This window comes from Ralstonia soli (genome assembly GCF_023955655.1).
Lineage (GTDB): Bacteria > Pseudomonadota > Gammaproteobacteria > Burkholderiales > Burkholderiaceae > Ralstonia > Ralstonia soli.
This window is the reverse complement of the sequence record NZ_JAMXHT010000010.1, coordinates 139164-151004: the sequence shown is the minus strand read 5'-3', so window position 1 is coordinate 151004 and position 11841 is coordinate 139164. Positions and strand designations below refer to the sequence as shown.

The following is an 11841-nucleotide window of genomic DNA, read 5'->3' as shown; positions in this document are numbered from 1 at the left end:
CGCGTCGCCCGGTTCGGGATACGGGCTGTTGCGGCCGAAGTCGTAGGCCGCGTCAATGCGCGCCGAGATCGCGGCTCGCAACGCAGCGTCCGCGTTGTCGTCGAGCAGCCCCGAAGCACGCAGGCTGCTGCCAAGCAGATTGATGGGATCGGACTCGCGCAGATGCTTCGCTTCGTCCTTCGGGCGGTAGGTTTCCGGGTCGCCCTGGAAGTGGCCGAGGTAGCGGTCGGTCTTCACCTCGATCAGCGTCGGGCCCTCGCCGCGGCGCGCACGGGCCACGGCCTCGCCGGCGGCGCGATACACCGCCACGGCGTCGTTGCGATCGACCAGCACGCCCGGCATGCCGTAGCCTGCGGCGCGCACGTCGTTGGAAGGCACGGAGGTCGAATCGGCCTTCTCGACCGAGATGCCGTACTTGTTGTCTTCGCAGATGAAGACCACGGGCAGCTTCCACAGCGCCGCCAGGTTCAGCGATTCATGGAACGCGCCCTGGTTGGCCGCGCCCTCACCGAACACGGCGATCGCCACCCAGTCCTTGTTCAGCTTGCGTGCCGCCAATGCCGCGCCGCAGGCCTGCGGCATGCTCGCGCCGACAATGCCGCTGCACGAGAACTTGGTCTCCGGGTGGAACAGGTGCATATGCCCGCCCTTGCCGCGGCCAAGGCCTGTTGCCTTGCCGAAGATCTCGGCAGTCATCTCATCAAGCGGCACGCCCTTGGAGATGGCGAAATGGTGGGCACGGTGCGGGCCGACCACGGTGTCTTCCGGCCGCAGGTGCGCACACACGCCCACCGCCACCGGTTCCTGTCCGGCCGACAGGTGCATCTCGCCGGGCACAGGGCCGGCGCCAATGTCAAAGGCCAGGCCCTTCTGGATTTTCGGCGGCAGCTTGCCCTCCAGATAGACCTTCGCCATGGCCTCTTCGTACTGGCGAATCTCGATCATCTTCTCGTACATCCACAGAAGATGTTGCGGTGTCGGGTCCATGCAAAGTCTCCTCTTGCTCTCGTATCGGTGTCCGGCTGCTGGGCCGGCTGACCGACAATTGCAAGAGGGGTGCCAGCTGCAAACGGAGGCACCTCGCGCGCATGAAGAAAGCCCGCAAATCCTTGCTGGGCTTGGAACTACCGTGCATCAACGCGAGATTGCCGAGGCCCTGAAAACGTCTCGATAGCAAGCTGCACAGCGAGACAGACGTCGCAGTGGATGCGACAGGTGTCTCACTCAGCCGTCATGCGCGCGCCTAAGAAAAAAGGGCCCGAAGGCCCTTTCTCTTGATGCAACCGCCACGCAGATCAAGCCGCCGGAATGCGCAGCTTCTGCCCCGGATAAATCTTGTTCGGATCCGACAGCATCGGCTTGTTGGCGTCGAAGATCACCGGATACTTGTTCGCGTCGTTGTAGAACTTCTTGGCGATGGCCGACAGCGTGTCGCCGCGCTCAACGGTGTGCCACTGCGACTCTTCCGACTCGGTGTTGACCGACATCTGGTCATCCACCGACTTGATGCCCTCGACATTGCCGCAGCACAGGATGATCTTCTCGCGCGTGGCCTGATCGGGCGCCACGCCAAACACCTTGGCCGCATCGCCTTCGACCTGCACCGACAGCGCCGTAGCGCTCAGGCCCTGCTGCGCGATGTAGTCCTGGATCGCCTGGCCCTTGGCATCGTCGGCAGCCTTGGCGGCATCGGCGTCCGCCGAGGCATCGGCTGGCGCGGCAGCGGCGGTACCGTGGAAGAGCTTCTCGCCAGCTTCTTTGATGAAGTCAAAAAAACCCATAACGACCTCCTTGAGTGAACAACGGGGAACGGAAAGCAGAAAGGCGCATGACAGCCGGGGGTGCGCCCGTCGCGGCAGTGTAGCCGCTCACCAACGCTGTCTCCATGACAGCCGACCGGCAAATGCAAACTTTGTGAGCCACATGCGGTGTATGTGCCACTTAGAATGCTGCGTCGCAACAAAATCGCTGGCACACTGTCCTACAGGAATCGAAACCACTTGCGATCCCTCGGACTGCACGGGCACCATCGCCCGCACCGAGCCCACCTACCGACGCCATGCACCGTAATTGGATGAAATCCATCACCCGGCTGGTCGATGCCCTGACGACGCCGGGCTTTGGCCGCCAGTCGTGGCCACCCAAGCCGGTCAAGCCTATCAAGTCAACCACGCGTCGCGAGGGCCCGCGCCGTGTGCGCCCCACGCCCACGCAGGGCACCTTCGTGCGCGAACAGTTCATCTACGAGCCTGAATCGCCCGCCGTGGTGGCGCGCCGGCCAGAATATTGGCTTTACACACCGCCCCTGCGCGGCAGCAAGCCCCCTGCGCTGATGGTGATGCTGCATGGCTGCAAGCAGTCGGCCGAAGCGCTGGCATACGGCACGCGCATGAATGCGCTGGCTGACCACGAGGGCTTCATCGTGCTGTATCCGGAGCAGCCGCGCCGCGCGCATCCGCAGTGCTGCTGGCATTGGTATGACCCCGAGCATGTCGGCGCGCGTGAGGCCGATGGCATCGCGCAACTGGTCGAACAGACGCTGGCACAGACAGGCGCAGATCCGTCACGCGTGTATCTGGCAGGGTTGTCTGCGGGGGCTGGACTGGCCGGCCTGATGGCGCTGCGTCATCCGCAATTGTTCGCCGCGCTGGCGTTGCACTCGGGGCCGGCATTGGGCGTGGCGCGCGGCGCAGCATCGGCACTGAACGTGATGCGCCGCGGAGCGCGCGTCGATGCCGTCGATGCGCTCTCCAGCCTGGTGAACGTGGCCACCTACCCCGGCATGCCGACGATGATCCTGCACGGCCTGCGCGACGAAGCTGTCAACCCGGCCAACCAAGCACAACTGGCCGCACAGTTCCGCGCGCTTAACCATCTGGGCGACCGAAGCGGCGTCACGCGCGAGACCTCACGCGGCGAAGGCTTCGTGCTGCGTAACGACATGGTCGGCGGCGAATGCATGGTCAGCCTGTGTCAGCTCACTGCCATGGGTCACGCCTGGAGCGGCGGCGACCCCCGCTACGCCTTCCATGCACCCGGGCCCGATGCGACGTGGCTTTGGTGGGAATTCGCGCGCCGCCACGCGCGGTCCGAAGCGCTGGCGGCGTAAGCCGGGGTCACCCTCAAAGATCGATCGACTGCTGGACGGCACTGCGCCCCAGCAGTTCATCGATCAGGCCATAGCCGCGCGCAAGGCCGGCCTCTTCGGCCGCGGCCCGCGTTGGCAGCGGCCGCTCATCATGCGAATGGGCGACGAGCGTTTCGACGGCCGTCGGGTCTGCACCGGACTCGCAGATGCGCACGACGAAGTCCCACTGCGTGGGCTCCTGCCCGCCCTTGCCCGATTGACGTTCAGCGCGCGGAATGGCCAGTACGTAGACATCGAAGTCCTTGTACAGCTCGGTGCGCCAGTTCGATTCGACTGTCATGTTGCCTCCCGGAAGGCGCCTCGGCAGCGCAATCCGCAGCCTCGGCGTCGAAAGACGTTCCCGCAAAAAACAGGCCGGTACATGACCGGCCTGTCGTGACATTCATTTTCAGCATTCGCCCTTCTTGGCGTGGCCCGGCGGGCAGTGGTAGCGATCGCGACCTCGATCATGATCTCGGTCGCGCCAGCGGCCATCGTCGCCGCGGTCCCAGCCGCCATCGCGCATCACCCAGCCGCGCGGGCCTTGTTCCCAACGCGGCTCACGCCAGTGGTAGCCCGGTCGGCCATGCTCACGATAGCCGCGGCGCCAGACATATCGGCCATCACGCCATTGCCAGTAACCCGGCACCCAGACGTAGCCCGGCTGCATGACCGGTACGGGCTCATATTGGGGCGGCGGCGGGGCGTAGGACGGCCCGATCTGCACGCCGATCGAGACCTGCGCCTGCGCCGGCAAGGCAATCGAACCTGCCACACCTGCGGCGAGGCATGCAGCGAGAATCCATGCGTTTTTCTTCATGTGAGGACCTCCTTTCAAAGCACTCTAGCGTGATTGGATCGTAGCACCGGGCACGGCGCGTGCCTCTAGGGTGTTACGCGGCGTTACCTTGGTTACCGGATGCCGAAAAAATATTGGCGTTTGCGTGACGTGGCGGGCGGTCCTCCTCCAGCCAGGCGCAAAACGCCCGCACCACTTCGTCATCAAGGTTGCGCGCTGGACAATACCAGTAGTAGCTGCGCGCCCCCAGTGCGAGATGCGGAAATGGCGCGACAAGACGTCCCTCTTCCAGGTCATCGGTAATGAGCGCTGACGGCCCCATCGCTACGCCGAGCCCATCGATGGCTGCCTGGATCGACAGATAGAAATGCTCGAACGTGAGCGCATGCGCGGGCTGCAGGTTGGGCACACCGGCCAGCACCAGCCAGCTCGGCCAGACCGAGGGCAACGTGTCCGAATGCAGCAGCGTGTGATGCCGCAAGTCTGATGGTGCTGACAACGGCAGGCGCTCAAGCAGCACCGGGCTACACACGGGAAAGCGGCGTTCATCCAGGAAACGCCCCGACTGAAAGCCCGCATGAATCTCCGGTCCGCCGCGAATGATCACGTCGAAATGGTCAGGCAGATCCTCGATCTCTTCGATGGATGTGGTCAGCCGCACCTCCACGCGCGGAAACCGCTGCTGAAACGTGGAGAGCCGCGGAATCAACCAGCGCATCGTGAAGGTCGGGATACTGTTCACGCGCAGGATGCGCACGGCATCGCGGTCGCGCAGCGTCTGGCTGGCCGTGCTGATGCGATCGAGCGCCACCCCGATCTCCGAGAGATAACGCAGCCCGGCGTCGGTCAACTCCACGCGCCGGTTCAATCGTCGGAACAGCGCCACGCCCAGCCAGGCCTCCAGCGCTTGGATCTGTCGGCTGATCGCGCCATGCGTAACGCTCAACTCTTCACCCGCGCGCGTAAAACTCAGATGGCGCGCCGCCGATTCAAAGGCACGCACCGCATTCAAGGGCGGCAATTTGCGCATATCGCGTGAGTTTTTTGCACAGATCGAGTCAGTATATATCGATTGTTGATCACAATTTGCCGCGCTACGCTGTCGTCTTCTTGCCCACACTCGCGCAACCTCGGGTGAGAAAAATCGACCCGATCCTTGTCCGCCCCGCCCATCGTGACCCCCGCCGTCATCGCCCTGGTTCTCTGCGCCGCCCTGCTGCATGCCTCGTGGAATGCGCTGCTGAAAAGCGGCCCCGACCGCCTGCGCGCCATCACGCTGATGACGCTGGCTTCCGGCCTGGCCGCCGTACCGATGGCGATTGCGTTGCCGCTGCCCGCACCCGCTGCATGGCCGTATGTGGCGCTGTCTGCAGTGCTACACGTCGGCTACAACGTGTTCCTTGCGCGGGCGTACCGATATGGCGAATTTGGGCAGGTGTACCCGATCGCGCGCGGCTCCTCGCCGTTGCTGGTAACGGTGGGCGCCGCGCTGTTCGCGGGCGAGATGCCTGGCGCCATCGCGCTCGCTGGCGTGGTGCTGGTAAGCGGCGGCATCCTCAGCCTGGCGCGCGGTCGCAAGGCGGACGTGGGCTCCACGCTGGCCGCACTCGCCACCGGCGTGTTCATTGCCTGCTACACGGTGTGCGATGGCATTGGCGCGCGCGCGGCCGGCAACGCCAACGCGTATTCCGCATGGCTGTTCATGCTCGACGGCCTGCCGATGGTGCTGCTCTATCGCGTGTGGAAAGGCCCGCTGAATATCGACCTGGGCGATGCCGATACGCTCAAGGCGTTCGGCGGCGGCGTGGTCTCGCTCGTCGCATACGGCATCGTCATCTGGGCCGTGACGCTCGCGCCGATGGGGCCGGTGTCGGCCCTGCGCGAAACGTCGGTGGTATTTGCCGCACTGCTCGGCCGGCTGTTCCTGAAGGAATCGCTCACGGCGAGGCGCCTGTCGGCCTGCTCGGTCATCGCCTTCGGCGCCTACTGCCTCGGGCATCCGGCGTGAGCGTACATGGGCAGAAAGCTCACGCCGCGCGCGGCGGGTATTTGACTTCCAGGATGTCGATCTGCTCGATGCCCGTGGGCGTGCGCAGCGGCACCGTATCGCCTTCGCGCGCCTTGATCAGCGCGCGCGCAATCGGCGAGATCCAACTCACGTGCCCCTTGTCGAGGTCCACCTCGTCCATGCCGACGATGGTGATGGTGGTTTCGTCGCCATCCTGATTGGCGTAGGTGACGGTGGCGCCGAAGAAGACTTGGTCGTTGTCGCCTTGCAGGCTGGCATCAACCACCTCGGCCTTTTCAATGCGGCGTGTGAGAAAGCGGATACGGCGATCGATCTCGCGCAGGCGCTTCTTGCCGTAGAGGTAATCGCCGTTCTCGGAACGATCCCCGTTCGATGCAGCCCACGACACGATGCCAACCACCTCGGGCCGCTCGGTGTCGATCAAGTGCATCAGTTCCGTGCGTAAGCGCTCGTAGCCGGCTGGTGTGATGTAGTTCTTGGAGCCAGCCGGCAAGGGCGCAGCACCCTCGGGCAGATCGTCTTCGTCATCGCCGGCATCTTCCCGGACGAAAGCCTTGTTCATGATGAAAGCCACGGTGGATCAAGGCTCCATTATAGAAACTCGGCCCTATCGCCGCCCCAGCGAAGAAAAAGTGAAGAAGGGGGTTCACAAGGTCGAAAATCTCTGTATAATCTCATTTCTCGGTTGCGGCTGTAGCTCAGTTGGATAGAGTACTTGGCTACGAACCAAGGGGTCGTGGGTTCGAATCCTGCCAGCCGCGCCAACCTAATAAAAGCAAAAAGGGCTTCCAGAAATGGAAGCCCTTTTTGTTTGTCCGCTCGCTTGGCACGTCTCAGCTGCAAGCTACGCACAGGCCACAAGCGCGAGTCATCAATAAGAAAAGCGAGTCGAAAAAGCTGGGCTCCGGAGTCTCTTCTTTTCACAGCATCACTCATGTCGCAACGCGCAATTCCTCGCGACAGCCCCGCAGATCACATGTATAATCTCGCTCCTCAGTTGCGGCTGTAGCTCAGTTGGATAGAGTACTTGGCTACGAACCAAGGGGTCGTGGGTTCGAATCCTGCCAGCCGCGCCAAGAACAGGAAGGGCTTCCAGAAATGGAAGCCCTTTTCGTTTGCCTGCACTCGCAGCACGCACGTGATGTGCTGCGCGCGCAGACCACAAACAAAAAAGGCGAAGCCCCGGGGCCTCGCCTTTTTGCTTTTTCGCGCTGCGCGCTAATCACCGCCGCGATCCCGCGCGATGCGGATCACATCGGGATTGCGCCGCAGCGCACGCATCACGTCGGCCAGGTGCACACGGTCATGCACCTGGATCAGGAACGTCATGTACGTCGCTTCCTGATCGCCCTCCTGCTCCATCGACACGTGTGCCACGTTGGCATCGGCCGAGGTCAGGTCTGCCGCCACGCGAGCCAGGATGCCCTTCGTATTGCGCACCAGCACCTTGATCGACACGTCGAATGCGCGTGTCGTGTGCTCGGCCCACATGACATCGATCCAGTGTTCCGGGTCCTTGCCATGCAGGCGCTTCGCCACGCGGCATTCCTGCACGTGAATCTGCAGCCCCTCCCCCTTGCCGATATAACCGACGATCGGGTCGCCAGGAATTGGGCGGCAGCACGACGAGAACATCATGGCCATACCCTCGTCGCCGCTGACGGTCACAGCAGGCGCCTCTTCACCAGCGAAGGTGTGCACCGCAGCCATCAGCGCCTCGTCGCCCTCGTGGCCGCCTTCTTGCAACAGGATCTCGATACGGCGCGCAACCACTGCGGCAACACGGCGACCGAGCGCCAGATCCGCAAAGACATCTTCGCGCGCCTTGTTGCCGGTCCACTGCACAATGCGCTCCCACACCTGCGCCGACACCGCCTTCATGTCGATGCCGAGCTGGCGCAGCGCCTGTTCGAGCAGGCGCTCACCCAACTGGATCGCCTCATCGAGCTTGGCCGTCTTGAGGAAATGCCGGATCGCCGCACGGGCCTTGCCGGTACGCACAAACGTGAGCCACGCCGGGTTCGGCTTCGAGTACGGCGCCGTCACCACCTCGACGATGTCGCCGTTCTTCAGCTCCGTGCGCAGCGGCAGCAGCTCATTGTTGATCTTGACCGCCACGCACTGGTTGCCCAGGTCACTGTGCACCGCATAGGCAAAATCCAGCGCCGTGGCGCCACGCGGCAGCGCGCGGATCTCGCCCTTGGGCGTGAACACGTAGACCGCATCCGGAAACAGGTCGATCTTGACGTGCTCCAGGAACTCCTGCGAATCCCCGGTCTGGCTCTGGATGTCGAGCAGCGACTGCAGCCACTGGTGCGCCTGCTGCTGCGCGCGATCGGGCTCGTCCTGATGCTGCTTGTACATCCAGTGCGCCGCCACGCCGGCTTCCGCAATCTGGTTCATCTCACGCGTGCGGATCTGGAACTCCACCGGCGTGCCGAACGGCCCCACCAGCGTCGTGTGCAGCGACTGATAACCATTGATCTTCGGGATGGCGATGTAGTCCTTGAACTTGCCGGGCATCGGCTTGTACAGGCTATGCAGCGCACCCATCGTCATGTAGCACTGCATCTGCGTATCGACCACCACGCGGAAGCCGTACACATCCAACACCTGCGAGAACGACAACTGCTTGTCGTGCATCTTGCGATAGATGCTGTAGAGCGTCTTTTCGCGGCCCGTCATTTCGGCGGGGATGCCGGCATCGGTCAGCGCGCGCTGCGCGGTTTCCAGAATGCGGCTGACCACCTCGCGTCGATTGCCACGCGCGGCCTTCACCGCCTTCTCGAGCGTCGCATACCGGAACGGCGAGCCGATGCGGAAGCTCAGCTCCTGCAGCTCGCGGTACGTGGTGTTGAGGCCGAGACGGTGCGCGATCGGCGCGTAAATCTCCATCGTCTCGCCGGCGATGCGGCGACGCTTTTCGGGCGGCACATGGTCGAGCGTGCGCATGTTGTGCGTGCGATCGGCCAGCTTGACGAGAATCACGCGCACATCGCGCGCCATCGCGAGCAGCATCTTGCGAAAGCTTTCCGCCTGCGCCTGCTCGCGGCTCTGGAATTCGAGCTTGTCCAACTTGGTCAGGCCATCGACCAGTTCTGCGACCTTGGGACCGAACTTCTCGGCCAGCTCGCTCTTGGTGACGCCCTGGTCTTCGATCACGTCATGCAGCAGCGCCGCCATGATCGATTGCACATCCAACTTCCAGCCCGCGCAGATCTCTGCCACGGCCACCGGGTGCGTGATGTAAGGCTCGCCACTCTGGCGGTACTGACCGAGGTGCGCCTCGTCGGAAAAGTGAAACGCTTCCTTCACCAGCTTGAGGTCAGCCGGTTTCAGGTACGACAGCTTTTCGGTCAGCCCCGCGATGGAGACGACCTGCTGTCGCGGGGGTGCCGCGGGCTGCGAGGTCGGGCCAAACAGGTGCCGATAGGTCTGCTCCAACACCGCATCGATGAAGAGCGTGTCGCCAACTTCCGGCTTGGTTGGTTGCCCAGGCGCATCGGCGCTGGCGCCTTTATGCGATTTGGGCGGCAGCGCCGAACGCTCCCCGACCAAGTCAGCACCGCGCGGATCAGGCAGGTTCGGCGCACCCGTACGAGGCGACGCAGGGCCGGAAGCGGATGACGGCATGGAAACAATGGAAGCGGTAGGAGACCCGGAGGGGACCATAGAGGCGCCCGATGCTGCCTCGGACGACCTCGCGGACGATTCCACCGGCGGCACGTTGTGCTCGTGCGTGGCGGAATGTTGGGTCCTGGGCGAAGAAGAAGCGGGCGAGGTAGGCATGCCTGGGTCTTGTGCGTTCGCGGCTTTCACATCCATGAAAGATCGCCAGAACGATCAAAGGCCGCGATCAGTGACCAAGGCAGCGTACCACGCCGGGTAATGCGTAGCTAAGGCGTCAGCTCAGGACGGAACCTTCTTGAGCATCTCGATACCGACCTGGCCGGATGCGATCTCGCGCAATGCGGTCACGGTCGGCTTGTCCTTGGCGTCGACCTTGGGCGTGTGGCCCTGCACCAACTGACGGGCGCGGTACGTTGCGGCCAGCGCCAGTTCGAAGCGATTCGGAATCTGTTTCAAGCAATCTTCGACGGTAATACGCGCCATGAAAACTCCACCTGGTGGCAAATCTTGTTGATCTCGATATTTTAGCAGCAGCGCGGCACTCCGCTCCCAAGAGCACATCAGCACCGGCGCTACCACACTTTCGCAGGCGCGCTCAAAAACACGCTTGCCTGCTGCCTCAATGAATGCCCAGTTCGACGAAGAGCTCGCCGTGGCGCGCCTTCTGCGCACCGAAGCGCAGGCGCGTGGCCTGCACCACCGTGCGCAGCTCGGCCAATGCCGTGTCGAACACTTCGTTGATGATCACGTAGTCGGCCTCGGGTGCGTGGGCCATCTCGGAACCGGCGGCCAGCAGGCGACGCACGATCACGTTGGGCTCATCCTGCCCACGCTTCTTCAGGCGATCTTCCAGCGCCGTGAGCGACGGCGGCAGGATGAAGATCTCCACCGCGTTGGCAAAGCGCTGGTGCACCTGCTGCGCGCCCTGCCAGTCGATCTCGAGCAGCACGTCGGTGCCGGCGCGCATCTGTTCTTCGATCCACACGCGCGAGGTCGCGTAGTAGTTGCCGTGCACCTCGGCCCATTCAAGGAACTCGCCGCGGTCACGGCAGGCCTTGAATTCTTCGACCGTCATGAAGTTGTATTCGCGGCCGTGCTGCTCGCCCGGGCGCGGCTTGCGCGTGGTGGCCGACACCGACAGCCGGATCGACGAATCGTGCGCCAGCAGCGCATTCACCAACGTCGATTTGCCGGCACCGGATGGCGCCACGACCATGAACAGGCTGCCCGGAAAATGATTTTCGATGGGCGTATCGACGGCGGAGTGCGCTTGAGGGGATGGCATGTTCTGGTTCTATCGTTTTGAGTTATTCGAGGTTCTGGACCTGCTCGCGCATCTGCTCGATGAGCAGCTTGAGTTCCATCGAGGCGTCGGCCAGTTCCTTGGCGGCGGCCTTGGAGCCGAGCGTGTTCGCCTCGCGGTTCAGCTCCTGCATCATGAAATCGAGGCGCTTGCCCATCTGGCCGCCCTTCTCCAGGATGTGGCGCGTTTCCCGCAGGTGCGCCTGCAGGCGCGAGAGTTCTTCGGCGATGTCGATGCGGATACCGTAGACGGTGGCTTCCTGGCGGATGCGCTCGGACAGTTCATCGCGGGTGAGCGCCGGGGTGCCCTCGGGGGCGGCCAGGCCAAACGCTTCACGCAGGCGCTCAGTCAGTTTGTCCTGATGCTGCTGGATCAGCGTCGGCACCATCGGCGTAAGCTGGTCGACGATCGCGAGCATCGCGTCCGCACGATCGATCAGCACTGCCTTGAGCGCATCGCCTTCACGGCGGCGCGACTCCAGAAGTTGCTTGAGCGCCTCTTTGGCGGCGTCGACCACCGCGTCGCGCAAGGCGTCCTGGGTCAACTCCGGCTGCGCCAGCACGCCGGGCCAGCGCAGGATTTCGCCCATGCGCAGTGAACCCGAAGCCGGCAGATAACGCGTGACTTCCTGTTCCAGCTTGGCCAGCTGTTGCAGTACGTCCACATTGAGCGCGGCAACGTCGCTGGCGGCTTCCTGGCGTTGCAGGTTGATCCGGCACTCCAGCTTGCCGCGCGACAGCGCGCTCATCAGCATCTCGCGCAGGGCCGGCTCGAAGGCGCGGCACTCTTCCGGCGCGCGGAACAGCAAATCCAGGAAACGCGAGTTGACGGTGCGGAACTCGACCGAGACGGTGGCGACGCTGCCGCTAGGTGCGCCATGGGCATCGGTAAAGGCTGCCTGGCGCGTGGCGACGCCGTAGCCGGTCATGCTATGGATCATGGAATCTCGGTTT

12 protein-coding genes and 2 tRNA genes are annotated in these 11841 nt (G+C 63.6%); 4 read left to right on the top strand and 10 right to left on the bottom strand.

Going from position 1 to position 11841, the window contains the following annotated elements; genetic code table 11:
- Positions 1-987 (bottom strand): thiamine pyrophosphate-dependent dehydrogenase E1 component subunit alpha (locus NG900_RS24400; protein WP_252684616.1); only part of this gene is annotated, 987 nt, incomplete at its 3' end.
- Positions 988-1295: 308 nt separating this feature from the next.
- Positions 1296-1781: a peptidoglycan-binding protein LysM gene (lysM, locus tag NG900_RS24395; RefSeq protein ID WP_252684614.1), complete on the bottom strand. Its 486-nt coding sequence runs from the start codon at positions 1779-1781 to the stop codon at positions 1296-1298.
- Positions 1782-2074: 293 nt separating this feature from the next.
- Here lysM and NG900_RS24390 point away from each other — a divergent pair, with 293 nt between their 5' ends.
- On the top strand, positions 2075-3109 hold the full coding sequence (locus NG900_RS24390) for an extracellular catalytic domain type 1 short-chain-length polyhydroxyalkanoate depolymerase (protein ID WP_252684612.1): 1035 nt from the start codon (positions 2075-2077) through the stop codon (positions 3107-3109).
- A gap of 13 nt (positions 3110-3122) precedes the next feature.
- Here NG900_RS24390 and NG900_RS24385 read toward each other — a convergent pair whose 3' ends face one another.
- The 3 genes from NG900_RS24385 to gcvA all read right to left on the bottom strand — a co-directional run bounded on the left by NG900_RS24385 (position 3123) and on the right by gcvA (position 4956).
- Positions 3123-3428: a hypothetical protein gene (locus NG900_RS24385; RefSeq protein WP_252684610.1), complete on the bottom strand. Its 306-nt coding sequence runs from the start codon at positions 3426-3428 to the stop codon at positions 3123-3125.
- A 108-nt stretch (positions 3429-3536) separates the two neighbouring features.
- The gene (locus NG900_RS24380) at positions 3537-3947 is read right to left on the bottom strand and encodes a YXWGXW repeat-containing protein (protein ID WP_252684608.1); all 411 of its coding nucleotides are present in this window, start codon (positions 3945-3947) and stop codon (positions 3537-3539) included.
- Positions 3948-4020: 73 nt separating this feature from the next.
- Positions 4021-4956 (bottom strand): transcriptional regulator GcvA, encoded by a 936-nt coding sequence (gcvA, locus tag NG900_RS24375; RefSeq protein ID WP_252684606.1) that lies wholly within the window; start codon positions 4954-4956, stop codon positions 4021-4023.
- A gap of 144 nt (positions 4957-5100) precedes the next feature.
- Here gcvA and NG900_RS24370 point away from each other — a divergent pair, with 144 nt between their 5' ends.
- Positions 5101-5934 (top strand): EamA family transporter, encoded by an 834-nt coding sequence (locus NG900_RS24370; protein WP_252684633.1) that lies wholly within the window; start codon positions 5101-5103, stop codon positions 5932-5934.
- A 19-nt stretch (positions 5935-5953) separates the two neighbouring features.
- Here NG900_RS24370 and greB read toward each other — a convergent pair whose 3' ends face one another.
- The gene (gene greB / locus NG900_RS24365; protein WP_252684604.1) at positions 5954-6517 is read right to left on the bottom strand and encodes a transcription elongation factor GreB; all 564 of its coding nucleotides are present in this window, start codon (positions 6515-6517) and stop codon (positions 5954-5956) included.
- Positions 6518-6642: 125 nt separating this feature from the next.
- On the opposite strand from greB, the gene NG900_RS24360 reads away from it, so the two are divergent.
- A tRNA-Arg gene (locus tag NG900_RS24360) sits at positions 6643-6719 on the top strand.
- A gap of 235 nt (positions 6720-6954) precedes the next feature.
- Positions 6955-7031, top strand: a tRNA-Arg gene (locus NG900_RS24355).
- A gap of 142 nt (positions 7032-7173) precedes the next feature.
- On the opposite strand, the gene NG900_RS24350 is transcribed toward NG900_RS24355, so the two are convergent.
- From NG900_RS24350 to NG900_RS24335, 4 genes are all read right to left on the bottom strand, one after another.
- A complete protein-coding gene (locus tag NG900_RS24350) occupies positions 7174-9588 on the bottom strand; it encodes a RelA/SpoT family protein (RefSeq protein WP_252684602.1) in 2415 nt (804 codons plus the stop codon).
- Positions 9589-9864: 276 nt separating this feature from the next.
- Positions 9865-10068: a DNA-directed RNA polymerase subunit omega gene (rpoZ, locus tag NG900_RS24345; protein ID WP_004630929.1), complete on the bottom strand. Its 204-nt coding sequence runs from the start codon at positions 10066-10068 to the stop codon at positions 9865-9867.
- A 136-nt stretch (positions 10069-10204) separates the two neighbouring features.
- Positions 10205-10870, bottom strand: coding sequence for a guanylate kinase (gmk, locus tag NG900_RS24340; RefSeq protein WP_252684600.1), 666 nt, complete (start codon positions 10868-10870; stop codon positions 10205-10207).
- A gap of 22 nt (positions 10871-10892) precedes the next feature.
- Positions 10893-11828 (bottom strand): YicC/YloC family endoribonuclease, encoded by a 936-nt coding sequence (locus NG900_RS24335; RefSeq protein ID WP_252684598.1) that lies wholly within the window; start codon positions 11826-11828, stop codon positions 10893-10895.
- Between the last annotated feature and the right edge of the window lie 13 nt (positions 11829-11841).